Below are 25991 nucleotides of genomic sequence, written 5' to 3'. Positions count from 1 at the left end.
GTTCGAGTCCCGTCCGCTCCGCCAACTTAAAGAGAAAGCCTCATCGAAAGATGAGGCTTTTTTCGTTTGATTCTTTTCTGCAAATTTACTGGGAATCATCCCTGCGACCTGGAAAACCCAGGTCCTTAAGGTTGACTATAGAGAATGCATAAGCGCTATTGTTATATTCGCTTTGGCTGTAGGATTCGCTTGAGTCTGTGACTTGAGTACTTACCCGAAAATTTTTTGTCGTTATAATAGTCATATTCTATTACAGGTGATGATTGTGGATTGTCGTATCGGTTGCGGGGCCTGTTGCATTGCACCCTCCATCAGTAGTGCCATACCCGGGATGCCGGGAGGTAAACCCGCAGGGGTTCGCTGTGTGCAACTGGATGACAACAATCTATGTCGCCTCTTTGGTTCCTCTGAACGTCCCGATGTGTGCAGCGAATTCTCGGCATCGGTCGATGTATGTGGTAACAGCAACGAAGAGGCGCTCTGGCTGATAGGCTCTTTAGAGGTGGAAACCTCTTCCTGAAGGTGAAAGATGCAGTTAACGCGTTATACAGATTTTGGAATAAGAACTCTTATGTACCTGGCGATTCAACCGGAGCGTGAGACTTTGTTTCGAATCGCAGAGATCACAGAGGTTTTTGATCTTTCACCTAATCATGTCTCCAAGATAGTACATCACCTGGGTAAGCTGGGTTATCTGCAAACTATACGTGGAAAGAGTGGTGGTTTTCGTTTGGGGATGGCTCCAGAGAAGATCAATGTCGGCGAACTGGTGAGGGCACTGGAAAACTCACTGGCGCCTATTGATTGCAGCAAGCCTTATTGTCGATTGACTCCTGCTTGTCAGCTGAAAGGGGTTCTGGCTCAAGCTGTGAATGCCTATCTGGCTGTGCTCGACCGTTATACGCTGGCAGATATTGTCAGTAACCAACAGGAGTTGCGAGCCTTGCTGCCGGATCTGGATATCCCTGTACTGCAACTCTAGTCAGAGTTTTTCACCGCTTGTATTCTGCTTCTTGGCCCATGAGATTGGCAGTAAGTTGGAAGCCGGCACCAGAGTGACCCCTATCTTTGCCAGCTCTGGCAGTCTCTTCTTGAGGAATTGCATACTCTCTGGGTAAGGGTGAGCTATCATCAAGGCTTCACCTTCGCTTTGGGCCTTGGCTATTGCCAAGTCCAATTGTCTTTCGAAAGCCTGCTCGGTTAGCTGATTATCCAGAAACACCTGACGTCTCAGCAGCGGAACGCCGAGGGCATCGGCCTTATCTCCCGCCTTGGTGTAGCGTGTGGTAACGCTGTCGATAAAGAAGTGCTCTTCCTGATGCAATACTTCCATTAACCAGACCATAGGTTGCTCAAGTTGAGTCAACAAACTCCCCATATGGTTGTTACTTCCCCTGGCAAAGGGCACGCTCTGCAAAGCTCTCTTGAGGGTTGCTTTGAACTCGGTTTCTGACATCTGGTTGTTGAGCCCACCAGGCCCCATGGCCTTGCCGTTAAGCGCCTGCATGGGGAGGTGCACCATGATTTCGTGGCCTTTGCTGTGAGCCTGGCGAGCCAGTTGTTGCCCGAGAGGGGTATGTGGCAATACAGACAAGGTCACAGCTGAAGGCAAGGACAGGGCGGCCTCATCTGTATGGCGGTAACCTATATCATCGATAACGATTGCCAGTCTGGCTCCCCACGCGGGAGAGCAACTTACGACCAGCAGTAGTAAGTAGAAACAATAGCGCACGTTTTATATTAATTTTATTTATTTGATTGTATCCATGCCACCGCCGAGTTGATGGCTCTATCGCTGGCAGTATCTGCATGGGGAGATATGAGGTCGATTATAGGCACAGTTTTGTTATCGGAAACAGTATTGGGTGCGATTTTTATATCGGGTTCCACCCCTTTGGCGTTGATATCCTGACCCTTGGGGGTGGTATAGCGGGCTATGGTCAGCTTGATGGCATTACCATCGACAAGTGTTGGGATCAGGCTTTGTACTGTACCTTTACCGAAGCTGGTTTCACCTATCACCTTGGCACGGTTGTTCTCCTGCAGCGCCGCCGCCAGCACTTCGGATGCTGAAGCTGAACCGCGATTGATCAGCACTAATATGGGCACGCCGGCCAGCATGGTTTGCGGAGATGCATAGTAATCTGAGTTGGCATCGAAGAAGCGCCCTTCGGTGGCGACTATACGGCCCTTATCCAGAAACAGATCGGCAATTCGAATCGCTTGATCCAGCAAGCCTCCGGGATTGTTGCGCAAATCCAGAATCAAACCATTTAGTGGCTGCTGTTGCCACTCGCTCAACAGATGGACTATGTCGCGGGTCGAATCTTCCTGAAAACTTGCCAGGCGAATATAGCCAATGTCGTTGGTCAGCATTTTCCCAAGCACAGAGTGGACGCTGATAGTGGCCGGTTTAAGGCTGACTTCAAAGCTGACATCCGAGTGAGCATGATGGAGCTGCAGCGATAACTCACGGTTGCTGCTGCTGAAGTGCTTTATTTGGCTAAGCACTTCTTCCAGAGACTGCTTGGCAATACTCTCTCCATTGACGGCAGTAACAATATCGCCGGCCATGATCCCGGCTTGTTCGGCCGGAGAGCCGGGGAAGGGCGCGATAATTCTGAGTTTTTCCCCTTCGGTGGACACTTCAAAGCCGTAGCCGAAGTATTCCCCTCGGTTGCTGTCCCTGAGGCTGTTCATCTGCTCGGGTTTCAGAAAACTGGAATAAGGGTCGAGACGTTGAAATATGCCTTCAATGGCGGCGTCGACAAGTTCCCTGCGGCTGATGTCCCTGACGTAGTAGGTTTCCACTGTATCCATCACATCCAGCAGCAATGAAAGCTCGTGAGTGTGGTTGGGTTTGGGAAAGTTTTCGTGGCTAGCCAGGCTGAGAGAGATTCCCATGACTATACCAAGACCGATATACAGCAGGTTGCGAATAGAGTTGCCCATGTTGCCCCCTTTGAAGTGCAGGGGGCTGATGATTAACGCCGACAGTAATTTGCCGGATCGACAGCTTGCCCCTTATGCCTTATTTCAAAGTATAGGCCAGGCTCGGTTTGTCCTCCGGAACGTCCTACCAGTGCTACAGCTTCGCCGGCCTTGACCGTATCTCCTGCATCTTTCAGCAATGCCTGGGCGTGGCCATAAAGGCTCATAAAGCCTTTGCCATGGTCGACAACCAACACCATACCAAAACCGCGCAGCCAGTCGGCATAGATCACCTTGCCGGCGGCTACGGCGCTGATAGACTGGCCCTCCGGGGCCGATAACATGACACCTTTCCAGCGCACATTGCCGGAGCGCTGACTGCCAAAGCTGTTTTTGATCCTGCCCTTGGTGGGCCAATTGAGTGAGCCGCGGGACTTGGCCAATCCATCCATGCTTGGGCTATCACGCATGGCAGCCAGAGCTTGCTCTACAACCCGTTTCAGCGAGGCTTCTTCTATCTGCAGTTGCTCCAGTTCTGAGGCCTTACTGCTGATGGTGCGTTGCAGTTCTTTCAATGTCTGTTGTCGCTGATCCTGTTCTTGATTGAGGCGCTTGGATTGAGCCTTTTGATCCAGTACCAGCTTGTTGAGTCGATTGCGTTCCTGCTGCTCGCTCTGCTGTACCGCCGACAATTCCTGGCGGGTTTGTTTCAGTTGTTCTATGGCCTGCATTCTGGCCTTGTTGAGAAAGTCATAGTAGGCCAGCATCCGTTCTATGGTGGCCGGGTCTTGCTGGTTGAGCAGCATCTTACTGTAATCATGATTCCCGGCGAGATAAGCACTGGTTAGCTGTTTGGCCAGGGTTTGCTGTTGGCTTTCTTTGAGCTTGTCCAGCTGTGCGGCTCTTTGCTTCAGCTCGGAGAGACGCTTTTCGGCGTCGCTGAGAGCATTTTCAGTTTGATTGACCTTACGGGCGGCATCTGCGATAGCCTGCTCGTCTTTTTTCAGCAGTTGCAGCAGTTTTTCCCGCTGTTTGCCTGTGTCTCTCAGAGCGTTTTGCTGGGCGGTGATCTGGGATTGCAGTGCCTTTAACTCGGACTGACGCCGCTCCAGATCGGATGCCTGCAGCTGAGAGGAAAACACGAGAAAGCCAGCAAGTATGCTGGCTTTGGCTAAAATACGCTTCTGCACCGGGTCAGTGTTACTCTTTTGTATGGATTAACGGACGCCCTGTCATTTCGTCAGGAATGCTCTGTCCCATCAGTGTCAGCATGGTTGGTGCGATATCACTCAGGCGGCCACCTTCATCGATTGTGGCCTTGCGACCGACATAGATAAAGGGCACCAGCTCACTGGTGTGGGCGGTATGAGCCTGGCCTGTGGTTTCGTCCACCATCTGCTCGGCGTTGCCGTGGTCGGCAGTGATAATGCACTCACCATCTACCTTGGCCAGTGCGTCCACTACTCGGCCTATGCAGGCATCTACAGCTTCGCAAGCCTTGACCGCAGCATCAAACTTGCCGGTATGACCTACCATGTCACCGTTGGGGTAGTTACAGATAATGACATCATATTTAGTTGATTCAATAGCTTCAACCAACTTATCTGTCAGCTCTGTCGAACTCATCTCAGGTTGCAAGTCATAGGTAGCTACTTTGGGTGAATTGATCAGAATACGGTCTTCACCCTCGAATGGTTGTTCTTTACCGCCATTGAAGAAGAAGGTTACGTGGGCGTATTTCTCGGTTTCTGAAATACGCAGCTGGGTCAGGCCGCGATTCTGCAGTACTTCGCCCAGAGTGTTGACCAGGTCTTCCGATGGGAAGGCTACCGGGGCTTTGATATCGGCGGCATACTCGGTGAGCATGACAAAGTTAACCTTGGGCGTCACTGCGCGTTCAAAACCATCGAAATCCGGATTGACGAAGGCGCGGGTGATCTGTCTGGCGCGGTCGGCACGGAAGTTCATGAAAATCAGCGCATCGCCATCGTGCAGTGTTGTGGCCTTACCTTGATCCAGAATCGCAGTTGCGGCAACAAACTCATCGTTTTCATCGCGGTCATAGGCAGCTTCCAGCGCGGCTACGGCAGAGTCGGCACTGTATTTCCCCTGACCTTGAGTGATCAGATCGTAGGCTTGGGAGACTCGGTCCCAACGGTTGTCCCTGTCCATGGCGTAGTAGCGGCCAACGATCGAGGCTATGCGACCTCGGCCCAATTCGGCAAACAGCTTGTCGAAGCGTTCCAGGCTGGCTTTGGCGCTGCGTGGTGGGGTGTCACGCCCATCGAGGAAGGCGTGCAGGTAAACCTGCTTGGCACCCCGCTTGACGGCCATGCGGCACATGGCTTCAAGATGATCTTCATGGCTGTGAACACCGCCGGGTGACAGCAGTCCCATGATGTGTACTGCGCCGTCTGCCTTGATGGCAGCGTCGACCGCCTCGATAAGTGCTTGGGTTTGCTCAAATTCGCCATCTTCAATGGCCTTGCTGATGCGGGTCAGTTCCTGATAAACGATACGGCCGGAACCAATATTGATATGGCCCACTTCAGAGTTGCCCATCTGCCCGTCAGGCAAACCTACATCTTTACCTGAGCCGGAAATCAAACTGTGGGCGTATTCGGCGTTGAGTCTGTCGAGAACTGGAGTATTGGCATGATGGACGGCATTCATATGCGTGCCCTCACGATAACCCCAGCCGTCCAGAATAAGCAGTGCCAAAGGACGTTTGCTTGTCTTCATGTTGATACCTGTAAAGTTGAAAGAATCGGTCAAATCTGAAATTGGTTAAATATTACTACGTCTGTCCTGAGGGCAAAAGCCATTTGCCCCGATTGTGATAATAGGGCGGACCGCGCCTTAACGCCGACTCAAGGGGCAAAACTGCTGTGAAACAGCTGCAATCTGCCTGGCCTCTGGGTATACTCTGCGCTTGTCCTAAATGGCCCAATAGATAACAGGCAGTTAAAAATGCAGGAATATGTAGAGTTTCTTAAAGCCCACCCCATGCTGAGCCTGGCCTGGGTAGGTTTGTTTATAGCCGTGGTGGTAACCCTGTTCAAATCCGGCTTCTCCAAGGTTAAAACCGTTGATCATCAGCAGGCGATTTTCCTGATGAATAAAGAAGATGCCAAGGTGATAGATGTGCGTGCCAATGCCGACTTCCGTAAGGCGCATATTATCAATGCCCAGAATGTACCTATGGCCGACATCAAAAATAATCAAATCGCTAACCTTGAAAAGTACAAAACCACACCCATTATACTGGTATGCAACGCTGGCATGACCTCATCTCAAGCGGCTCAGATTTTGGTTAAGCAAGGCTTTGAAAAAGTCTTTAACCTCAAAGGTGGTATGGGTGATTGGCAGGCAGCAAATATGCCTGTGTCCAAAAGCAAAAGATAATGAGTGTCGGCGGTTGTCATTGCATCCTGCGCCCTTCTATTAGTAGAGTGGGCCATGCTGAAGTGGCAACCGGCATCCTGAGTTCTGTTCCGGCGCTGAACAGATGAATAGCAGGGATGATGACTGGGAGTCGCAACCGACCCGAGTAACATACGCCCCAAACACCGGCTCATTGCAAGCCGAGACTAAATGGATAGGTAGGAATTATGGCTGAAGTAGCAAACAACGAACAACAAGCCCCACAGTTCAACATTCAACGTGTGTATATCAAGGACGTTTCTTTCGAAACACCTAACAGCCCAGCGGTATTCCAGAAAGAGTGGAATCCTGAAGTTAAGCTGGATCTGGATACCCGCAGCGCCAAGTTGGCCGATGATGTATTTGAAGTGGTACTGTCACTGACTGTGACTGCCAAAAACGGTGAAGAAACTGCGTTCCTGTGTGAAGTACAACAAGCCGGTATCTTCTCTATCTCAGGTCTGAGTGATCCTCAACTGGCTCATTCTCTGGGTGCTTACTGCCCTAACATCCTGTTCCCTTATGCCCGTGAAACTGTGGCAAGCCTAGTATCCCGTGGTACTTTCCCACAGCTGAACCTGGCTCCTGTGAACTTCGACGCCCTGTTCGCTCAGTATGTGCAGCAGCGTCAAGCCGCCGCAGAGCAAGCTCCGGCCGAAGAAGCGAACGCGTAATCAGCCGATGAAAGACACTGCCGAAATAACGGTATTGGGGGCGGGCTCTTATGGCACCGCCCTTGCCATTTCTTTGGCCAGCAATGGACACAGCACCCTGTTGTGGGGGCATGAGCCCGAGCATGTGGCCAAACTCGCTGCCGAGCGCAGCAACCAAGCCTTTCTTCCCGGGATAGCCTTTCCCGACTCCCTGGTGATGGAAGCCGATCTGGCCAAAGCATTGGCGGCGTCGCGGAATATTCTGGTGGTGGTACCAAGTCACGTTTTTGCTGATGTGCTGGCTCAGGCCAAGCCTCTGCTGCGTGATGATGCCCGCATCATTTGGGCCACCAAGGGGCTGGAGCCGGAAAGTGGTCGCCTGTTGCAGGATGTTGCCCGCGATGTGCTGGGGGAGAAGTATCCGCTGGCGGTATTGTCCGGACCGACTTTTGCCAAAGAGCTGGCGGCAGGTTTACCAACCGCCATCTCAGTGGCTGGTACCGATGCCGAGTTTACCCAGGATCTGGTGGAGCTGTTGCACAGCCCCAAACGTCTGAGAGTCTATGCCAATGACGATTTTATCGGCCTGCAACTCGGTGGCGCGGTCAAGAATGTCATCGCCATAGGCGCCGGCATGTCCGATGGTATTGGCTTTGGTGCCAATGCCCGTACTGCCCTGATCACCCGAGGTTTGGTGGAGTTGAGCCGTCTGGGGGAAGCCCTGGGCGCCCATGCTTCTACCTTTATGGGAATGGCGGGTCTTGGGGACCTGGTGCTGACCTGTACCGATAACCAATCGCGAAACCGTCGCTTTGGTTTGGCATTGGGTAAGGGTTGTGATGTCGATACTGCCCAGGCTGAAATCGGTCAGGTGGTTGAAGGGTACCGCAACACCAAAGAGGTCTACACCCTGGCCAAGCGCTTGGGGGTTGAGATGCCGATCACCGAGCAGATCTATCAGGTGTTGTATCAGGGCAAATCGCCTATTGATGCGGCCAAAGAACTGCTGGCCAGAGAGAAGAAGTCGGAAACCTCGGCAGACTGAGCCATCTCCAATCCCGGAAAAGGATGCTAGAATAGCGTCCTTTTTTATTGCCCCTTGTTGGGCCCGAGAGTGAGCGTTATGTCAGTTAAACAGCATCAGGTGATCATTATCGGCGCTGGCGCCGCAGGGTTAATGTGTGCCCTCACTGCCGGATATCGGGGCCGGGATGTCCTCTTGCTGGATAACGCCAAACAACTGGGGCGCAAAATTCTGATCAGTGGCGGCGGTCGCTGCAACTTCACCAATCAGAACATTGAACCGGGCGCCTATCTCTGCAGTAACCCACACTTCGTCAAATCGGCGCTGGCTCGTTTCAGCCAGTGGGACTTTATCGCCATGGTCGAGCGGCACGGCATCGATTATCACGAGAAGACTCTCGGACAGCTGTTTTGTGATGACTCGGCTAAAGACATTGTTGATATGCTGACCACAGAGTGCGATTGGGCCGGAGTCAAAATTCAGCTGCGTACCGAAATTCTGTCTGTGGCAGCCACAGATGACGGTTACAGCCTACAAACCAGTGAAGGGGAATACCGTTGTGAATCACTGGTGATAGCCACTGGTGGCTTGTCCATGCCCAAGCTCGGGGCTACGCCGTTTGGATTCCGCATCGCCGAGCAGTTTGCCATCAAGGTGCTGCCGACCACTGCCGGGCTGGTTCCCTTTACCTTGCAACCTGAAGACAAGGCCAGGTTTGAAGGCCTGTCCGGTATCAGCTTGCCGGTTATCGCCAAAGCCGAGTGCGGCAGGCAGTTTAGAGAAGCCATGTTATTCACCCACAGAGGTTTGTCCGGGCCGGCTGTGCTGCAGATCTCCTCCTACTGGCAGCCAGGCCAGAGTGTGCTTTTTGATTTACTACCGGACCTGGATTTTGTCGATTGGTGCAAAACAATTACTGCTGAATCACCAAAATTGTCGCTTAAAAATGGACTATCTCGGCTGCTACCTAAGCGCTTGGTTGAGAGGCTGCTGGAGCTGGGCGAATTACCCAACAAGAACCTTAACCAGCTGTCCAAGGCTGATATAGCTGCGCTGGACAGTTATTTCCACTGCTGGCAGATCCAACCCGGCGGCACCGAGGGTTATCGCACCGCCGAGGTGACTCTGGGCGGAGTGGACACCGATGAGTTATCCTCCAAGACCATGGAGGCCAAGTGTCATCCAGGGCTCTATTTTATCGGTGAAGTGGTGGATGTCAGTGGCTGGCTCGGCGGCTATAACTTCCAGTGGGCCTGGAGTTCCGGCTACGCCGCTGGTGAAGTGGTGTAACTGAGCTCAATCCAATAAAAAACGGCTGCATTGGCAGCCGTTTTTGCTCTTGCAATCATCTACAGGCTTATTCGGCCTTAGTCTTGCTTAAATGACGACGGTAGATCAGCAGATAGAGCGCCGGAAGAACAAAGAGCGACAGCACTGGGGCGGTAACCATACCACCGACCATGGGCGCGGCAATTTTCTGCATCACATCGTTGCCCGAACCTGCGCCCCACATAATAGGGAGCAGACCGAAGAAGATGGTCGCCACTGTCATCGCCTTGGGGCGGATCCGCATCACTGCACCTTCAATCAGAGCGTCCTTGAGGTCTTCCACTCTGTGGTATTCGCCTCTGTCCTGCTTGTGCTTGATGGCATTGTTGAGATACACCAGCATGACCACACCAAACTCGGCCGCGACCCCGGCGAGGGCTATCATGCCCACCGCGACAGCGACCGACATGTTGTAGTCCAGCAGATACAGCAACCAGGTACTGCCCACCAAGGCAAACGGCAGCGACAGCATAATGATGCTGGCCTGCATGGATGAGCCGAAGGTCATCATCAGCAGTATGAAGATCACCGCCAGTGCCATGGGGATCACTTGCTGCAGTTTGGCATCGACCCGCTGCATATACTCATACTGGCCGGCAAAGCTGTAGCTGTACCTGGCCGGCAGCTTGAGCTCCTGCTCCAATACCGGCTTGACGGCTTCGATATACTCACCGATGGACGTGCCGCCGATATCGACAAATACCCAGGAGATCAAACGACCATTCTCACTCTTGAGCATAGGCGCGCCATCCGTGATTTCGATGTCGGCCAGATTGCGCAGCGGCAGATAGTGGCCACTCTTGGTGATCACCGGCAGCTCTCTGAGCTTTTCGATATTGTCACGCAAGTCTCTTGGATAGCGCAGGTTGATGGGATAGCGCTCGGCACCTTGAACCGACTCACCGATATTCATGCCGCCTATGGCGTAACGTACTACGTCCTGAATATCGCTCAGGGTCATGCCATATCTGGAGGTCACCTCGAGTTTCGGCGTGATGTCTATGTAGCGGCCGCCACCTACCCGCTCGGCATAGGCCGACTTGGTATGAGGCTGCGCCGATAGAATCGCTTCTATCTGGGCACCTATCTCCTGCAGTTGATTGACATCGGCGCCGGTGATCTTAATCCCCACCGGTGTCTTAATACCGGTAGACAGCATGTCGATACGGGTCTTGATCGGCTGTACCCAGGCGTTGGTGAGACCGGGCACTTTTACCGTACTTTGCAGCTGAGCAATAATGCCGTCGAGATCCATGCCTTCGCGCCACTGCTCTTTGGGTTTGAGCATTATGGTGGTTTCCAGCATGGTCAATGGCGCAGGATCCGTGGCGGTTTCGGCGCGGCCAACCTTGCCAAACACCCGCGCCACTTCCGGAACGGTTTTGATCAGCCGGTCGGTTTGTTGCAGCACTTCGGCAGCCTTGCTGGCGCTGATGCCAGGCAAAGCTGTTGGCATGTACAGGAGATCCCCTTCCTCTAGCTCGGGCATAAACTCGCTGCCCATATGACTCACCGGATACCAGGCACTGGCCAGCGCCACCAGAGCCGCCAGCAGGGTCAACTTGGGGAAGCGCAGCACGGCATTGAGCATAGGCTTGTAGATGGCTATCAACACCCGGCTCAGTGGGTTGCTGCTTTCCGAGGGGATCTTGCCACGGATAAAGAAGCCCATCAGGATAGGCACCAGGGTGATCGACAGCACAGCTGCGGCGGCCATGGCAAAGGTTTTGGTATAAGCCAGAGGGCTGAACAGCCTGCCTTCCTGAGCTTCGAGGGCAAATACAGGCACAAAGCTCAGGGTAATGATCAGCAAGGAGAAGAAGAGTGCCGGGCCCACCTCAATGGAGGCTTCGGCGACAATTTTCCAATGCTCTTTGGCGTCGGGTTGGCGCTGGTGGTCCTGTTTGAAATGCTCGAGGTGCTTGTGCATATTCTCGATCATCACAATGGCACCATCTACCACGGCCCCGATGGCGATAGCGATACCGCCAAGACTCATGATATTGGCGTTAACCCCCATCTTGTTCATCACAATAAAGGCGATCAGTATCGACAGTGGCAGGGTAATGACGGCCACCAGGGTCGAGCGGGCGTGCAGCAGAAACAGCAAGCAAACAATGCTCACCACTACCATCTCTTCCAGCACCTTGTGCAGCAAGTTGTCGACTGAATTTTCAATCAGTTGCGATCTGTCGTAGGTGGGAACTATCTCCACGCCTTCGGGGAGACCCGCCTTGAGTTCTTCCAGCTTGGTTTTAACCGCCTCGATAGTCGCCAGGGCATTTTCCCCGTAGCGCATGACTATGATGCCACCGACGACTTCACCCTCACCATCGAGCTCGGCTATGCCACGGCGGGATGCCGGGCCCTTGCGTACGGTGGCAACGTCTTTCAGCAGCAGTGGTGTGCCTGAGGGGCTGGTGATCCCAAGTGGGATTTCACGAAAGTCCGCCAGTGTTTGACGATAGCCCTTGGCGCGTACCATATACTCGGCTTCGGCCATCTCCACCACAGAGCCGCCGGCCTCGTTGTTGGCCTTGGTAATAGCCTGCTTGACTGAGGCGATATCCAGCTTGTAAATCGCCAGCTTGTCCGGCTCCAGCACTATCTGATAGGTCTGTTCCATGCCTCCGACTGTGGCGACTTCCGATACCCCGGCAACACTCTGCAATTCCAGCTTCAAATACCAGTCCTGCAAACTCTTGAGTTGCGAAAGGTCCAGATTACCGCTGCGGTCTACCAGGGCATATTCATAGATCCAACCGACCCCGGAGGCATCGGGCCCCAGTGAGGGTTGCACCCCTTCGGGTAGACGGCTGCTTATCTGGCTCAGGTATTCCAATACCCGGGAGCGGGCCCAATAGATGTCTGTACCATCTTCAAAGATCACATAGACATAGGAGTCACCGAACATGGAATAGCCGCGCACCGTCTTGGCCCCGGGCACGGCCAGCATGGCGGTGGACAAGGGATAGGTCACCTGTTCCTCTACCAGCTTAGGCGCCTGTCCCGGATAGGCGGTTTTGATGATGACCTGCACATCGGACAGATCCGGCAGGGCGTCGAGCGGCGTGGTACGCAGCGCCTGAATCCCCCAAACCGTCACCATCAGGGTGACAATCAGCACCATCACCCTTTGTTTGATGGAGGCTTCAATGATTTTTTTCAGCATGTTGCCTCCTAGTGCTGGTGGCCTGAGCTCAGGCGCATCAGGCTGCCCTTGAGACTGGCCTCTGAATCCAGCAGGAATTGTCCGGAAATCACCACGTTTTCGCCTTCATGCAGGCCTTCGAGGATCTCTGCCTTACCCTGACTCAGCATGCCGACAGTGACCTTTCTGGCGCTGAAACTGGCATCATCCTGTTTGACTATGACCCGGTTCTCCTTGCCTGTTTGGATCAAAGCTTCCTGGGGGATCACCAAAGTATCGCGTTTGGGGCCACCATAGAGGGAAACCTTGGCCAAGGTCTTGGGCCTTAGCTCCATCGCTTGATCATTGTTGAGTACCACTCTGACCCTCAGGCTACGGGTGATGGGATCCAGCTCGGGATAGATATAGTCAATCTTGCCTTCTATGCCCTTGAGTCCCATGGCGGGGATATTGACCTCGGCGGCCTGACCCACTTCCAGCCAGCTTTGCTCGTTTTCAAACACGTCGGCGATGACCCAGACCTTGGAGAGGTCGACCAGTGACATGACCTCGGTCTGAGGTTGTATATACATGCCGTCACGCACCGCGAGCTGTTTGACTATGCCGCTTTCGCGGGCGTAGAAAGGAACCCGGTATTGGGTCTTGCCAGTCTTGGCCAGCTGTTTGATCTGCTCTTGGTTCATGCCAAGCAGTTCAAGACGTAGCCCAGCTTTACGTAATAGTTCTTGGTAGTTGGCACTGTTGCCTGAGCGTTTCAGGGTATCTTGGGCCAACAGATAGTCATCCTGGGCATTAACCAGATCCGGTGAATAGATCTCGTACAACAGCTGGCCTTTCTCGACCCTGTCACCGACAGACTCTACTTTAAGCTTTTCAATCCAGCCATTGACCCTGGCATGGATATGGCTGATCTGGCTCTCGTCATAGTCTATCTGGCCGACTGTTTTGACGAACTTCCACAGCGTGTCCCTTTCCACCTTGGCCACCTTGAGGGCCAAGGCTTGTTGCATCTGGCCTGAGACATCTATTTCAACGGTTTCCGAGTGACCGCCCATCTCGACTTTTTCCAGATTCATGCCGCAGATGGGGCAGGTGCCCGGCACATCGCTGATGATATGAGAATGCATGGGGCAGACATATTTGATGTTCTTGCCCTGATCCAGAGGTGCAGGTTTAATCTCCAACGCGGGCTTTGTCTGCTGCATGGCGTGCTGGCTATGAGCATCAGCCTTGTTTTCCGTGGCTTTGGTTTTTGTAACCTGGGTTTCTATAGTCTGGGCGTGACCGGCATGGGAACCGGGCTCCTCTTCTTCCTCTTCAACCAGGAACATGTTGCATTTGGGGCAGCGTCCCGGCTCGTGACTGGTCACTTCCGGATGCATGGGGCAAACATAGGTTTTTTGCAGGGCCTGTGTTGGTTCTGCCAAGGCTTCAGTAGTCTCATCTTTGACCAAAAACATGTTGCACTTGGGGCAACGTCCCGGCTCATGGCTGGTGACTTCCGGATGCATGGGGCAGTAATACTCCTGAGTTGCCGTCCCATGTTGATGATCTTTGTGTTGTTCCTGTCCTTGGGTCTGATTGCCCAAGGCCATTGCCTGCATACTCCATTGCGGGCCGACAGCCAACACCAGACTAAGCGCGCAGGCCAGTCGTTGGCGTTTACGGTTTGAATCGCTCATATGCCTCATCTCCAGCTACAGCTTGATTAGTGGTGGTGGTGTTTCTGGCCTGCTACAGGCTCAAGATTCATACCACATTTGGGGCAGGAGTCACCTTTCTTGCCTGTCACTTCAGGATGCATGGGACAGTGGTAGCCGGCTTGTTGCTGTTTTTCCAGGAACATACCGCACTTGGGGCAGGAATCCCCTTTGTTACCCGTCACTTCAGGGTGCATGGGGCAAGCATATTCCGCAGTTACGGCGGCTTGTTGCTGGCCGTGATGATGTTCGCGTTCGTTTGCGAAGCAGGCACGGGCCAGGGTGACAGACAGTAAGGCAATAATCAGGACACTGATAAAGGTTTTCATTGATTCACTCCGTTTGGGATACGGCTTTGACCAGGCGCCGGCTGGCATTCCTAGGGCTTATCCCATAAAAAATTGTATTTATTGGCAGATTTTGGGCACAAGTGTGCCGTGGGCATCAAACTATGGGTGGTTTGATAGTCTGGCCGACAGAAACAGAGTGGAAATGAGGCATAGGCGTGGCCACGGCGGCTTCGGGCAGAGACATCACCGGCCAGGAACCGACGGCGATGAGGGTACCCGCTACGGATATCACCAGACAATGGTTACAGTCACTCTTGCAGAATCCTTTGCCTTCACAGCAATGACTCACAGTGTCGGGAAGCACTGTATCAACTTGCGGGTCATCGCAGCAGTGACTGCTCTGTGTCTGTTGAGGGTGACAATCCATGGTGGCAGCCATTGGGTGTGCCGTGGAGTGCATTTCCCCGGAATGCGCTTCAGCTGTGGGTACCATCCAGTGTCCATTGGTTAGCATACCCTGCCCGAGCAATGCGAGCATGGTAAACAGAACCAGGATGTGGCGGCGAACCGATAGCATCTTGAGCTTGAACTCCAGAGAGAATGAACCCCATTAGTCTACCATGCTTTAAAATGCTTGCCTTGATGTGATTCACATCTGAAGAAGTGCGAAAATATCTTCAGCTATTCTCGGGCAATCATTGGTTTACAGGCTGACCTTCTGCCTCACTCCACTCTGAAAACTCAGCGGCGCAGCTGTGCCAACCAGTCGGCCATCAGGCCCCCATGGGTCATTACCTCGGCAGGAACAGCCTGGCCGGCTTCATCCACTACTTGCAACTGTGGGCTGCGAATAAAGGCGTTGGCTTCGGCCTCGGTATCCAGAGTCGGTAACTGCAGTTGTAGGCTTTGTTGTCCAGCCACTGTCAGTGTCAGGTAAAGAGGGCCGGATTTGACCCAAGCGCCCGAGTCATCGGCATTGACGGCAAAAATATCCCGGTACTGGAGCTCAACAACATGTTCACCGGCAGCCAGTTTGTGGCTGTCAAAGTTGGATACTGCCTGGCCATCGATAGCCTTGATCGCCAGATTATCCGGCAAGTTTAATTCAGCAGCGAAACTGCCAGGAGCCATAAACAGGGCGGTAAGCACTAACAGGGCGGCGCTAAAACGAGATGCAGAAATTTTGTATGCAGACATAGTGGGAACTCCCAAAAATATTCAGATGTAAAAACATTAACTAAAGCTGTGCGGCCTGATGGCCAGAGTTACATCTGTACTGAGTTGGGAGGGGGTGTTTGCTGTGAGAGTATGGCGGTTTGCAGGCTCCAGCTTGGCAGGGTAATCTGCTGGCTTCCAGTCATCACCAAAGGGTGGCTGGTAGTAAGCAGGCTTACACCTGGTGTGCAGTGGCTGGCACAGTTGCCCATGGTGCCGCAATCCATGCCCAGATCGCAGTCGGGGCAATGCTGCTGGCCTTGGCAGCAATCCATATCCATGGTCATGCTAGCGGATGCAGATGGGTTCATGGTCGCCATCGGCTGATGCTCAGACACGGCTATAGACGCAGCAGCAGGCATCATGGCCTGTCCCAGCGTCATTATCAGTGTCAGTATCAGCAGCAAGCTTCTCATCATTATCCTTTGGGTCTGGCAAAGCACGCGATAGGTGCTTGCCTCAATAGACAGACATATTAGTTAAATAGTTTCCTCTTGTCCAAAATAAATTGTGCATTACCTCTTAGGTGTCGCTTGGATCACATTTATTGTTTCGAGAATTGGCTGCATGTTAATTATTCGATTGACTATGCTTGATTAAGCCTGTGCCATGCATTAGGTTTAGGAAAAGTGCATATATGGCATTAACTTAAAATTCAGTCGTCAATAGGCCTTGAGAGTTAGAGCTAAGTCTCATTTTGCACTTTTCAGGTCAGATTAATGAAAGAAAACTGGTTTATAATCAAATTTCAGAACAACGAATAGCTCAATATAGATATAAGAATTTTATTTTGGAGAAGAGTGATGAACTGGCGTGCAATCTTTAAACCCAGCGCAAAGTATTCCATCCTGTCGCTGCTGGTTGTCGGCATAGTGATAGGTGTTGTGGGTTACTTCGCTACCCAGCAGACGCTGCATGCAACCAGTACAGATGCGTTCTGTATGACCTGCCACAGCAACCACTCACTGAAAGATGAAGTGCTGGCTTCTGCCCACGGCGGCGGTCGTGCCGGTGTAACTGTTCAGTGTCAAGACTGTCACTTGCCTCACGGCCCGGTTGACTATCTGGTGAAAAAGATCATCGTTTCCAAGGATCTTTACGGCTTCCTGACTATCGATGGCTTCAACACTCAGGAATGGTTGGATGCCAACCGTAAAGAGCAGGCTGACAAAGCACTGCACTACTTCCGTGACAATGACTCAGCCAACTGTCAGCATTGTCATACTCGCATCTATGAAAACCAGCCTGAAACCATGAAGAAGATGGCTGTTAGAATGCACAGCATGAACTTCAAGAAAGATCCTGAAAGCAGAAAGACCTGTGTGGATTGCCACAAGGGTGTAGCGCATCCTTATCCCAAGGGGTAATCTTCTTTGAGCTGGAAAAACCGCTGCTTGCAGCGGTTTTTTTATGCCCTGATTTCAAAAAACATTGCAGCTTGTAAAAGTGCTAGTTGCCAATTACTGTGTCAGCCACTCTCTACACAAGAGAGTGCTATTAGCACCTTCCTTAGGCTCTGTCGCCCTATCGAGCCGATGCCGCCGCTGACTGGGCTCGCGGATAAAGTCGCTTGCAATTATGCCTCGTGTAATAAAAAGGGCCGCCGATTGGCGACCCTCAATTTGTCATTAACAGGCTGGATTAGAAAGGCAAGCTGAAGCCTATGCTGACAGTACGGCCCATGCCCTTGAAGTAACGATTGTCGTTAGCCATAGTCTGTGAGTAGTAACTGTAGTAGTCCTTATTCAGCAGATTCTGTAGCCCCAATGTCAAAGTGCCTTGGTAAAGCGGCATAGAGAAGGAGACATCAACTGTGACATAGCCGTCAAACTCGGCGTACTCTTCACCATTGGCCTTCTTGAAGCTACGGTCCATATAGTAGTTGGCCTGAATGCGCCCACTCATCTCGGCATTGAACCTGTGTTCCCAGAACAGGTTGAGACGATTGGGTGCTATGTTGGCGCCGTCGAGATCTGTGTCTGTGCTGCCATCTTTATTGGAGTCATACTCCCCTTGCTGCAGCGCCAGGTTCAGCCCCAGATCGTCGTCATTACCCAGGTAAGCCGTGACATTGGCTTCCAGCCCCTGGATCACGCTCTTTTCCCGTTTCACATTGTAGAAGCCGTCTTCATTCAGGGCCAAGCGGGCACCCAGTTTGGCCTCGGAGCGATACAGTGCCAGCTTGGCTGCCAACAACTCGCCTTGATAGTCCAAGCCCAGTTCATAGTTATCTGTGACCACGGGCTCCAGCGTCAAGGAACCTTCCACGCTGGGGTTCTGGTCCGGGAAGCTGTTGCCGTCACGCAGAATTCGCCCTATGTCGGCCATACCAAAACCTTGGCTGTAACTGGTATAGAGGCGCAGCGCTGAGGTGAAGTTATAGCTGGCACCTATATTGAACAGGGTTTCATTGAAATCCGGTTCGCCACCGGCAACCAGTTTGTGGCCAGAGGCCCACAGAGTTTGGAAGTCATCGACCTTGAGTTTGGCATATTCATAACGAACGCCGCCGGAAAGGGTCAGCGCATCCACAGGTGAGAAGCTCAACTGGGCATAGGGGGCGATATTGTCGTAACGGGTCTCGGGTACCCAGGAGCGTCCGGTCTGCACCAGATCCTGCTCTGTGGTATCGCTGAAAAGGTCTACACCATAGGCCAGATCCACGCCGCTGTCAGCCAGATTCTTGGCGATCATCGACGCCTTGAGGCCCCACTTGTTGGACTTGTTGCGTGACTGGTCATAGAAGTACTGCTCGCCATTGGCGCCGGTATCACAGGTTGTCAGATTCGCTGCACCTTCGAAGGCCGGATCATAGAAGCTGCCGAAACAGCCACCGCCATAGACACCCTTGAAGTTCTGGTTGAACAGTTGCAGCTCCAACTGCTGCCCGGCGATGTTGCGATGCTTATAGGTGAGGCTGCTGGTGGTGACCTTGTTGTTGGCAGCCTGCCAGGGTTGTTGCTGTTTTACCGCCGACGTTGGAGTATCTGTGGCGACATTGCCTTTGATCGGCATCCAATCACCATTGTTGTCCATATCGTAGTGGTTGACCATCAGCTCCAGTCGCGACTCGCTGAACTCATAGCCCAACTTGAGGAAGAAGTCCTTGCTCTGGCTGTCCATCGACTCGCCTTGGGTGGTGTCGACACCTATGACATCGTCGTTGGCATCATAGTAAACACCATTGCTGTGGTATCCCACTGAACCCAGCATATCCAGGTTGCCGCTTTGGCCGGAGAAGGCATAGTTGGCACCAAAACTCAGGCTATCGGACTCGAAGCTGGTGGGGGAGGACAGATCAAAACTTACCCGGCTTTCGTTGTCGCCGCTGGGTTTCTTGGTGATGTAGTTGATTATGCCCCCCTGAGCGCCAAGGCCGTGCATGGCATTGGCGCCATGGATGATTTCAATTCGTTCTATCATCATGGGATCTATGGTTTGACCCGAGCGACCACCACTGCGCAGAGGGTTTGACTGAGGCACGCCATCTATCATGATGAGGGGAGCTCGGCCGCGCAGGGTTTCACCGGTATTGGTCATTTTCTGGCGGCTGGGGGAGAAACTGGGGGCCAGGTTGCCCAAAATGGTCGATAAGTCCCGGGTGGTGGCCAACTGTTGTTTGAGTTGTTCCTGGTCTATGACTGTCACAGTATTGGGGATGGCACTGAGTGGTTTTTCCATCCGACTGGAAGTGATGACCATGGTTTCCATTTGGGGATCTTTGGCGTAGGCCGCCTGGGCTGCCAGTCCGGAAAGTACTGACAGAGCGACGAGGGAGCGAGTGAATTTCATCATTATTCCTATGTTTGCCACCTTGGAAGACGGCTTATTGGTTTGCGATTTCCGGCGCTCCCTGCCAACTTTGTAAATACAAATAATTGTCATTTATATAACGATTGTGAAGTATAAGTAGGCAGGTTTTCCCTGTCCATAGCTGTGATGAATTTTTGTAAAGAGTGTCAAGGTGCTAAATCTGAGCGAGTCAAACGCTTAATCGGGAATGCGATTAGCCGACTAATGGCTGGAATCTCACTCTCCGGCTATGAAACTTTCAGGCAGCCTGTGGTATGGTTGGCGCAACTGAATTTTGTCAATCCAACAGATCCTTACTATGCATAATATTGCTCAGATTATTGCCCAGGAGCTGAACGTTCGTGAGCAGCAGGTTGCTGCAACTATCAGCTTGCTGGATGAAGGCGCTACAGTGCCTTTTGTGGCCCGTTACCGTAAAGAGGTGACGGGGGGGCTGGATGATACCCAGCTGCGTAACCTGCACACTCGTCTCGGTTATCTGCGGGAGCTCAACGATCGGCGTCAGGTGATCCTCTCCTCGATTGAAGCTCAGGGAAAACTGACCGCCGAGCTGAAGCACGCCATCAACGAAGCCGACAGCAAGACCCGGCTCGAAGATCTGTATCTGCCCTATAAACCCAAACGCCGGACCAAGGGCCAAATTGCCATTGAAGCCGGTATCGAGCCCTTGGCCGATGCCCTCTATGCCGCGGCCGGCAACGCCTCCATGGATCCTGAACAGGCCGCTGAGGCCTATCTCAATCCGGCAGCCGGTTTTGCCGACGCCAAGGCGGTGTTGGATGGTGCCCGTTATATCCTAATGGAACGGATCGCCGAAGATGCCGAGCTGCTGGCCAAGGTGCGTAACCACCTGCAACAGTCGGCTGTCATTGAAAGCCGCTTGATTGCAGGAAAGGAGAAGGAAGGCGCCAAGTTCCGCGACTATTTTGAGCACACTGAAAAACTCAGCTCAGTGCCTTCTCACCGGGCGTTGGCTATGCTGCGCGGCCGTAATGAAGGCGTGTTGAGCCTATCTATGAATGCCGACCCTGAGGCAGAAGCCAAAGCCGGTAGCTATTGTGAGGTGCTCATCGCCGAGCACTTGCGTCTCAAGCTGAGTGACAGCGCTTTGGATAACTGGCTGAAGACGGTTATCACAGCCACTTGGCGGATCAAAATCGCCCTGCAGATGGAAACCGAGTTTATCGCCAGAATGCGTGAAGCGGCGGAAACCGAGGCGATTAAAGTTTTTGCCCGTAACCTGGGCGACTTGCTGATGGCACCTCCTGCCGGAGCCAAGGCCACTATGGGACTGGATCCCGGGCTGCGTACCGGGGTTAAGGTGGCTGTGGTCAACGACACAGGCAAGCTGGTGGGCCATACCACTATCTTCCCTCATGCGCCGCAAAACCAGTGGGACAAGTCGATACGCACCCTGGCCAATCTGGTCAATATGCACAAGGTGGAGCTGATCGCCATAGGTAACGGCACGGCTTCCCGTGAAACCGACAAGCTGGCAGCAGAAGTGATTGCCATGGTCAAAGACAGCAATCCCGGTATCACCAAGGTGATGGTCAGTGAAGCTGGAGCCTCTGTTTATTCGGCCTCTGAGCTGGCGGCCAATGAGTTTCCTGATCTCGATGTTTCACTGCGCGGCGCCGTATCCATCGCCAGACGTTTGCAGGATCCGCTGGCGGAGCTGGTTAAGATTGAACCTAAGTCTATCGGTGTGGGCCAATATCAACACGATGTCAGCCAGAGCCAGCTGTCGGCTTCTTTGGAAGCCGTCGTTGAAGACTGTGTAAACGGCGTCGGTGTTGACGTGAACATGGCTTCCATGCCACTGCTGAGTCAGGTGGCCGGTCTTAACCGCACCTTGGCCAAAAATCTGGTGGAATACCGCGATGAGCATGGCCGCTTTAACGACCGTAAAGAGCTGCTCAAAGTACCACGCCTGGGACCCAAGGCCTTCGAACAGGCCGCCGGCTTCCTGCGGATCCGTGAAGGCAGCAACCCGCTGGATGCATCAGCCGTTCACCCCGAGGCCTATTCACTGGTGGAAAATATTGCCAAGCTCAAGGGCCAACCGGTTGCCGAGCTGATAGGTAACAGTGAACTGTTGAGCAGTATCAATCCGGCCGAGTTCACCACGGATGAATTCGGCCTGCCGACAGTGACAGATATCCTCAAGGAGTTGGATAAGCCGGGTCGGGATCCAAGGGGTGAGTTCAAGACAGCCAAATTCAAAGATGGAGTTGAGGCGCTCAAGGACCTCAAGCCTGAGATGATCCTCGAAGGTGTGGTGACCAATGTCACCAACTTTGGCGCCTTTGTCGATATCGGCGTGCATCAGGATGGCCTGGTGCATATCTCTTCTCTGACCGACAAGTTTGTCAGCGATCCTCATACCGTGGTCAAGGCCGGTGATGTGGTCAAGGTGAAGGTCATGGAGGTGGATGTTGAGCGTAAGCGTATTGGGTTGTCGATGCGCCTGGACGAAAAGATTGAGCCCGGTAAGCCACAACAAAGAACCGGCAAGCCGCAGACCAAGGGCAATAAGCCTGGTCAGGGCAAACAACGTCCGGCCGCTAAGCCGCAGCCAGTGAATGCTGCCATGGGCAATGCCTTTGCCGATGCCTTTGCCAAGCTGAAGAAAAACTGATCGACAAGTTGTTGAATATCTATTAACGGTCCGACAGTAGATGAATCCCTCGATAATTATCGGGGGATTTTTTTACACTCCATTTTCTGCAACCAACACTCGAGCCAATGCTGCTCTTTTCTACGAATCTTGAGCTCTGCCGCTTTTCCCGGTCTTTTGCGAACTGTTTCACCCTCTGGCGTTATCGGCAATTACAAACAAATGTTAATGAAACTTTATCGTAGCCTTTCTGTCATAATGACGCGGCAAATCGGCTCGGGCAAAGAGTTGGCGTGCGGTTAAACCTCAATTTTTATATCAACCACCGAGATACAAGAGTGGCAAGGATTTTAGGGCATGAAGTTTTCCCATCTTAAGTTTACGGGGCCGTTTCGCGGTGTGCTGACTTTCAGTTTATTGGCTCTGTTATGCCTGATGTTGAGCCGAATTGGGCTGGGGCTTTGGCAATATGAACGGGTAACCGCCGTTGGTGGTTGGAGCCATATGTTGTTGCAGGGGCTGCGGGTCGATGTGGCCATGCTTTGTTGGCTCTGGGGCGTTGTGGCACTGGGTACTGCCTTGTTTGGCGGCGATCATTGGCTTGGGCGTTGCTGGTCTTGGATACAACGTCTATGGCTGACTCTCGGGCTTTGGTATTTGCTGTTTTTGGAGCTGTCCACACCCTCCTTTATTGAAGAGTACGGTGTCAGGCCTAACCGTCTTTACGTCGAATATCTTATCTACCCCAAAGAAGTGCTCTCCATGCTCTGGAGCGGCCGCAAACTGGAGCTGATCCTCTCTGTGGTCTTGTCCGGAGTCATCCTCTGGGGCGGCTGGAAACTCTCAGGTTACCTCGGTCGCAATTGTCGTTTCCCCAAGTGGTATTGGCGCCCTGTGCTCGGTGTGCTGATCATTGTCTTGTCACTGGCGGGGGCCAGATCCAGTCTCGGTCACAGGCCGTTGAACCCAGCCATGGTGGCCTTCGCCGATGATCCGCTCGTCAACTCGTTGGTGGTCAATTCCGGTTACTCTCTGGCCTTTGCCATCAGCCAAATGAATAATGAGGCCGACGCATCGCGGATCTATGGCGATATGGACAGAAAGGAGATCTATCAGATAATCCGCCAGGAGAGTGGCCGTGCGCCCGCTGACTTCATATCAGACAAATATCCCAGCCTGAGCCAAAACCAGGCCAGTTATCGCGGTAAACCCAAGAATATAGTCATCATATTGCAGGAGAGTCTGGGAGCTCGTTTCGTTGGCAGCCTGGGAGGCTTACCACTGACACCCAATCTGGATGCCCTGGCCGATGAGGGCTGGTATTTCGAGAGCCTGTATGCCACGGGTACACGTTCGGTCCGCGGCATAGAGGCGGTGACCACAGGCTTTACCCCCACGCCGGCGCGCTCTGTGGTGAAACTCGGCAAGAGCCAGAGCGGCTTCTTCAGCCTGGCGGAATTACTGCAGGCTAAAGGGTATTCCACCTCTTTTATCTACGGTGGTGAAAGCCACTTTGACAATATGCGCAGCTTCTTCCTCGGTAATGGTTTCAGCACTATCGTCGACCAGAAAGATTATCGTAAACCTGCCTTTGTCGGCTCCTGGGGCGCTTCGGATGAAGATTTAATGCGCAAGGCCGATTCAGAGTTCAAGCGGCTCCATGCCGAGGGCAAGCCTTTCTTTAGCCTGGTGTTCAGCTCCAGCAATCATGATCCCTTTGAATTCCCTGATGGCCGTATCGAGCTGTATGAACAACCGAAACAGACCCGCAACAATGCTGCCAAATATGCCGATTACGCCATAGGTGAATTTTTCCGCCTGGCCAAAGAGGCTGACTATTGGCGTGATACCCTGTTCCTGGTGGTGGCCGATCATGACAGCCGGGTTTCCGGGGCCTCCTTGGTGCCTGTGCCCAGATTCAGGATCCCGGGCTTGTTGCTGGGTGATGGAATAACGGCCAAACGGGACTTGCGGGTAGTGAGCCAGATAGATCTGCCGCCAACTCTGTTGTCTTTAGCCGGCATAGATGCCACTTACCCCATGTTGGGGCGGGACCTGTCAAAGGTGGCCGATAGCTGGCCGGGCAGGGCCTTGATGCAGTACGACAAGAACTTTGCCTATATGCAGGGCAATAAGGTCACCATATTGCAGCCGGAGAAGGCGCCTGCGACCTTTGATTACGACCCTGTTAAGGAACAACTGCATACAGCACCGCTCGCAGAACCTATGGCTCGCAAGGCTCTTGGGTTAGCGCTTTGGGGTAGCATGGCGTATCAGGAAGGTTTATATAAGCTGCCGCCAAAGACGGATCAAACCAATGCTGAAATGCCGGCATCGGGCAGGGGCTCAGTACGCTGATGGTAGAAGGTGTCGATTCTCTGTCCCAGCTCACGATAAAACTGCGGTGCTTCATTCGGCATGGGATGGCGCTCGGTACTTGATTCGATGGCGGGCTTGGGAAAAGCCGCGGCTTCTAGCTGACGGTTACGGATATCGCGGCGATCCAGGGCCGGCTTGCTGACCAGATTCAGCTGCAGTGGCTTACTGCCTTGGCGCTGCTGTTGTTCCTGTTGCTGCTGTTGTTGACCGGATTGCTGTTGGCGCTCCTGGACTCTATCGGCCAGTCTGGCCTGTTGCTGCGCCGAGTCTGCAGTGCGTTCGTGCTGCGGGTTGAAGGCCCTTTCTTCATGGCCTTTACTGGGTTGCTGCGGCGGAATGACAGGCGGTCTTTGCTGACTCTCTACCCGAGCGGCATCGGTCGCGGGATTACTGGTCGCGATCGGTACCTGTGGATAGTGTGAGACAAGCTGCATAGGGTCATTCCTTACATTGCTGTCCAAATAATAGTCAATCAGGGCAAGGAATTAAAGTCTTTCTCTGTTAGCCAGCTATTTAGCCCCTGAATAAACTCCTGAGGATGGGAAATAAAGGGGGCGTGTGATGCCTTGGCCAGCAGTAAATCTGTGGTTGATGCGTTACCCGGCAATAGGTTAGCGACTCTTCTGGGCACCAGCCCATCCAGCCTGCCCCAAACCCTGAGCCAGGGAAGGGCGAGCCGTTCCAGTCCGGGGCGCAGATCCACTTTGGCCAACATCTCCAAACCCTGCGCAAGAGCCTGTTCATTGGCTAGCGGCCGCGCCAGAACCAGCTCGCGAATGGTGCGAATATCGTCGCGGGCACTATCACTGCCCATGGCTTGGATTGCCAGAAACCTTTCTATGGTTCGCTGCAGATCCTGTTGCAGTTGCTCGGCAAACTGAGTCAGCACATTAGGTGCTATTCCAGGCCATTGGTTATCGCTCCTGGCCATAAAGCAAGGAGAGGAGGCGACAGTGATAAGCCCGGCAACTCGTTCTGGAAAGCGCTGAGCTACTCGGGTGGCAACCAGGCCACCAAGCGACCAACCCAACCATACTGCCTGCTCTGGCAGAGCTGCCACCAGAGCCTCCACCCAGTCGTCAAGTTCCCCGTCAATGGCCTGGCTAAAACCAAATCCCGGCAGGTCGACACTGTGGACTCTATACTGAGACAAGCCAGGCAGCAGGGGATGAAAAACGGCACTGTTGACGCCCCAACCGTGGAGCAAGATCAGATCTCGTCCCTGTCCCTGGCTTTCGATATGCAGACTCACTGAAACACCTCATGGAAGACTTGTTATGTGGAGCCCTCTATCGGCAGGATGCCGGGCCCTATTGGCCGCCAGTTTACCCAACCGTTGCCTGCTGTGTCACCAGCAGATCCCGTCAGCCAGTCAGGGTTTGTGTGCCTGCTGTCTTGCGGCCACCTGCTACCGACAACCTATTTGCCTCGGCTGTGGCCGGGAGTTGACCGTCATTGCACGC

Annotated in this window: 22 protein-coding genes; 9 read left to right on the top strand and 13 right to left on the bottom strand. The window is 53.2% G+C overall.

Annotated features, from left to right (window positions below; genetic code table 11):
• Window positions 1–265 precede the first annotated feature (265 nt).
• Together ACMHXI_RS07025 and ACMHXI_RS07020 are read left to right on the top strand one after the other, a co-directional pair.
• Window positions 266–520 (top strand): YkgJ family cysteine cluster protein, encoded by a 255-nt coding sequence (locus tag ACMHXI_RS07025; protein WP_025010846.1) that lies wholly within the window; start codon window positions 266–268, stop codon window positions 518–520.
• A 9-nt stretch (window positions 521–529) separates the two neighbouring features.
• Window positions 530–982, top strand: coding sequence for an Rrf2 family transcriptional regulator (locus tag ACMHXI_RS07020; protein ID WP_025010845.1), 453 nt, complete (start codon window positions 530–532; stop codon window positions 980–982).
• Here ACMHXI_RS07020 and ACMHXI_RS07015 read toward each other — a convergent pair whose 3' ends face one another.
• The 4 genes from ACMHXI_RS07015 to gpmM are packed head-to-tail and all read right to left on the bottom strand — an operon-like array spanning window position 983 to window position 5673.
• The gene (locus tag ACMHXI_RS07015; RefSeq protein ID WP_144225345.1) at window positions 983–1732 is read right to left on the bottom strand and encodes a divergent polysaccharide deacetylase family protein; all 750 of its coding nucleotides are present in this window, start codon (window positions 1730–1732) and stop codon (window positions 983–985) included. It lies immediately after the preceding gene.
• A gap of 14 nt (window positions 1733–1746) precedes the next feature.
• Window positions 1747–2952 carry a S41 family peptidase gene (locus ACMHXI_RS07010; protein WP_062793566.1) on the bottom strand — a complete coding sequence of 402 codons (1206 nt, stop codon included), beginning with the start codon at window positions 2950–2952 and terminating at the stop codon, window positions 1747–1749.
• 32 nt (window positions 2953–2984) lie between these two features.
• On the bottom strand, window positions 2985–4121 hold the full coding sequence (locus ACMHXI_RS07005; protein WP_093981664.1) for a murein hydrolase activator EnvC family protein: 1137 nt from the start codon (window positions 4119–4121) through the stop codon (window positions 2985–2987).
• Window positions 4122–4131: 10 nt separating this feature from the next.
• A complete protein-coding gene (gene gpmM / locus ACMHXI_RS07000; protein WP_101058651.1) occupies window positions 4132–5673 on the bottom strand; it encodes a 2,3-bisphosphoglycerate-independent phosphoglycerate mutase in 1542 nt (513 codons plus the stop codon).
• A 228-nt stretch (window positions 5674–5901) separates the two neighbouring features.
• On the opposite strand from gpmM, the gene ACMHXI_RS06995 reads away from it, so the two are divergent.
• From ACMHXI_RS06995 to ACMHXI_RS06980, 4 genes are all read left to right on the top strand, one after another.
• Window positions 5902–6336 (top strand): rhodanese-like domain-containing protein, encoded by a 435-nt coding sequence (locus ACMHXI_RS06995; RefSeq protein WP_025888165.1) that lies wholly within the window; start codon window positions 5902–5904, stop codon window positions 6334–6336.
• Between the two features lie 206 nt (window positions 6337–6542).
• The gene (secB, locus tag ACMHXI_RS06990; RefSeq protein ID WP_025010842.1) at window positions 6543–7028 is read left to right on the top strand and encodes a protein-export chaperone SecB; all 486 of its coding nucleotides are present in this window, start codon (window positions 6543–6545) and stop codon (window positions 7026–7028) included.
• A 7-nt stretch (window positions 7029–7035) separates the two neighbouring features.
• Window positions 7036–8052 (top strand): NAD(P)H-dependent glycerol-3-phosphate dehydrogenase, encoded by a 1017-nt coding sequence (gene gpsA / locus ACMHXI_RS06985; RefSeq protein ID WP_071237641.1) that lies wholly within the window; start codon window positions 7036–7038, stop codon window positions 8050–8052.
• Window positions 8053–8130: 78 nt separating this feature from the next.
• Window positions 8131–9321 (top strand): NAD(P)/FAD-dependent oxidoreductase, encoded by a 1191-nt coding sequence (locus ACMHXI_RS06980; RefSeq protein ID WP_144225347.1) that lies wholly within the window; start codon window positions 8131–8133, stop codon window positions 9319–9321.
• 67 nt (window positions 9322–9388) lie between these two features.
• On the opposite strand, the gene ACMHXI_RS06975 is transcribed toward ACMHXI_RS06980, so the two are convergent.
• The 6 genes from ACMHXI_RS06975 to ACMHXI_RS06950 form a co-directional block, all read right to left on the bottom strand.
• Window positions 9389–12532 (bottom strand): efflux RND transporter permease subunit, encoded by a 3144-nt coding sequence (locus ACMHXI_RS06975; protein ID WP_115389551.1) that lies wholly within the window; start codon window positions 12530–12532, stop codon window positions 9389–9391.
• An 8-nt stretch (window positions 12533–12540) separates the two neighbouring features.
• On the bottom strand, window positions 12541–14022 hold the full coding sequence (locus ACMHXI_RS06970; protein WP_413734541.1) for an efflux RND transporter periplasmic adaptor subunit: 1482 nt from the start codon (window positions 14020–14022) through the stop codon (window positions 12541–12543).
• A gap of 197 nt (window positions 14023–14219) precedes the next feature.
• On the bottom strand, window positions 14220–14540 hold the full coding sequence (locus ACMHXI_RS06965; protein ID WP_208184334.1) for a heavy metal-binding domain-containing protein: 321 nt from the start codon (window positions 14538–14540) through the stop codon (window positions 14220–14222).
• 115 nt (window positions 14541–14655) lie between these two features.
• Window positions 14656–14994, bottom strand: coding sequence for a hypothetical protein (locus ACMHXI_RS06960; RefSeq protein WP_234522240.1), 339 nt, complete (start codon window positions 14992–14994; stop codon window positions 14656–14658).
• Window positions 14995–15242: 248 nt separating this feature from the next.
• Window positions 15243–15698 (bottom strand): DUF2057 family protein, encoded by a 456-nt coding sequence (locus tag ACMHXI_RS06955; RefSeq protein WP_025010836.1) that lies wholly within the window; start codon window positions 15696–15698, stop codon window positions 15243–15245.
• Window positions 15699–15766: 68 nt separating this feature from the next.
• Window positions 15767–16135, bottom strand: coding sequence for a hypothetical protein (locus tag ACMHXI_RS06950; RefSeq protein ID WP_144225167.1), 369 nt, complete (start codon window positions 16133–16135; stop codon window positions 15767–15769).
• Window positions 16136–16519: 384 nt separating this feature from the next.
• On the opposite strand from ACMHXI_RS06950, the gene ACMHXI_RS06945 reads away from it, so the two are divergent.
• Window positions 16520–17083, top strand: coding sequence for a NapC/NirT family cytochrome c (locus tag ACMHXI_RS06945; protein WP_025010834.1), 564 nt, complete (start codon window positions 16520–16522; stop codon window positions 17081–17083).
• A 274-nt stretch (window positions 17084–17357) separates the two neighbouring features.
• On the opposite strand, the gene ACMHXI_RS06940 is transcribed toward ACMHXI_RS06945, so the two are convergent.
• The gene (locus ACMHXI_RS06940; RefSeq protein ID WP_208184335.1) at window positions 17358–19508 is read right to left on the bottom strand and encodes a TonB-dependent receptor; all 2151 of its coding nucleotides are present in this window, start codon (window positions 19506–19508) and stop codon (window positions 17358–17360) included.
• A 319-nt stretch (window positions 19509–19827) separates the two neighbouring features.
• On the opposite strand from ACMHXI_RS06940, the gene ACMHXI_RS06935 reads away from it, so the two are divergent.
• Together ACMHXI_RS06935 and ACMHXI_RS06930 are read left to right on the top strand one after the other, a co-directional pair.
• A complete protein-coding gene (locus ACMHXI_RS06935) occupies window positions 19828–22170 on the top strand; it encodes a Tex family protein (RefSeq protein WP_115389555.1) in 2343 nt (780 codons plus the stop codon).
• A gap of 336 nt (window positions 22171–22506) precedes the next feature.
• Window positions 22507–24507, top strand: coding sequence for an LTA synthase family protein (locus ACMHXI_RS06930; protein WP_096142395.1), 2001 nt, complete (start codon window positions 22507–22509; stop codon window positions 24505–24507).
• On the opposite strand, the gene ACMHXI_RS06925 is transcribed toward ACMHXI_RS06930, so the two are convergent.
• A complete protein-coding gene (locus ACMHXI_RS06925; RefSeq protein WP_044733444.1) occupies window positions 24459–24962 on the bottom strand; it encodes a hypothetical protein in 504 nt (167 codons plus the stop codon). The two genes, ACMHXI_RS06930 and ACMHXI_RS06925, sit on opposite strands and share 49 nt — an antisense overlap.
• A gap of 38 nt (window positions 24963–25000) precedes the next feature.
• On the bottom strand, window positions 25001–25780 hold the full coding sequence (gene bioH / locus ACMHXI_RS06920) for a pimeloyl-ACP methyl ester esterase BioH (protein ID WP_186265203.1): 780 nt from the start codon (window positions 25778–25780) through the stop codon (window positions 25001–25003).
• Window positions 25781–25991: the final 211 nt, after the last annotated feature.

The organism is Shewanella sp. BJSY2023SW005 (assembly GCF_047314585.1).
Lineage (GTDB): Bacteria > Pseudomonadota > Gammaproteobacteria > Enterobacterales > Shewanellaceae > Shewanella > Shewanella algae.
Note: the sequence above shows the minus strand (reverse complement) of the source record. Positions and strands in the feature narration are given on the sequence as shown.

Bases quoted from the DNA above. Each gene is read 5' to 3' on its own strand.
- ACMHXI_RS07020 (WP_025010845.1), top strand. From the start codon at position 530: ATGCAGTTAACGCGTTATACAGATTTTGGAATAAGAACTCTTATGTAC.
- ACMHXI_RS06925 (WP_044733444.1), bottom strand. From the start codon at position 24,962: ATGCAGCTTGTCTCACACTATCCACAGGTACCGATCGCGACCAGTAAT.
- ACMHXI_RS06940 (WP_208184335.1), bottom strand. From the start codon at position 19,508: ATGAAATTCACTCGCTCCCTCGTCGCTCTGTCAGTACTTTCCGGACTG.
- ACMHXI_RS06970 (WP_413734541.1), bottom strand. From the start codon at position 14,022: ATGCATCCGGAAGTCACCAGCCATGAGCCGGGACGTTGCCCCAAGTGC.
- gpsA (WP_071237641.1), top strand. From the start codon at position 7,036: ATGAAAGACACTGCCGAAATAACGGTATTGGGGGCGGGCTCTTATGGC.
- ACMHXI_RS06935 (WP_115389555.1), top strand. From the start codon at position 19,828: ATGCATAATATTGCTCAGATTATTGCCCAGGAGCTGAACGTTCGTGAG.
- ACMHXI_RS06975 (WP_115389551.1), bottom strand. From the start codon at position 12,532: ATGCTGAAAAAAATCATTGAAGCCTCCATCAAACAAAGGGTGATGGTG.
- ACMHXI_RS06930 (WP_096142395.1), top strand. From the start codon at position 22,507: ATGAAGTTTTCCCATCTTAAGTTTACGGGGCCGTTTCGCGGTGTGCTG.
- gpmM (WP_101058651.1), bottom strand. From the start codon at position 5,673: ATGAAGACAAGCAAACGTCCTTTGGCACTGCTTATTCTGGACGGCTGG.
- ACMHXI_RS07010 (WP_062793566.1), bottom strand. From the start codon at position 2,952: ATGGGCAACTCTATTCGCAACCTGCTGTATATCGGTCTTGGTATAGTC.
- secB (WP_025010842.1), top strand. From the start codon at position 6,543: ATGGCTGAAGTAGCAAACAACGAACAACAAGCCCCACAGTTCAACATT.
- ACMHXI_RS06955 (WP_025010836.1), bottom strand. From the start codon at position 15,698: ATGTCTGCATACAAAATTTCTGCATCTCGTTTTAGCGCCGCCCTGTTA.
- ACMHXI_RS06950 (WP_144225167.1), bottom strand. From the start codon at position 16,135: ATGATGAGAAGCTTGCTGCTGATACTGACACTGATAATGACGCTGGGA.
- ACMHXI_RS06945 (WP_025010834.1), top strand. From the start codon at position 16,520: ATGAACTGGCGTGCAATCTTTAAACCCAGCGCAAAGTATTCCATCCTG.
- ACMHXI_RS06965 (WP_208184334.1), bottom strand. From the start codon at position 14,540: ATGAAAACCTTTATCAGTGTCCTGATTATTGCCTTACTGTCTGTCACC.
- ACMHXI_RS06980 (WP_144225347.1), top strand. From the start codon at position 8,131: ATGTCAGTTAAACAGCATCAGGTGATCATTATCGGCGCTGGCGCCGCA.
- ACMHXI_RS06995 (WP_025888165.1), top strand. From the start codon at position 5,902: ATGCAGGAATATGTAGAGTTTCTTAAAGCCCACCCCATGCTGAGCCTG.
- ACMHXI_RS06960 (WP_234522240.1), bottom strand. From the start codon at position 14,994: ATGGTACCCACAGCTGAAGCGCATTCCGGGGAAATGCACTCCACGGCA.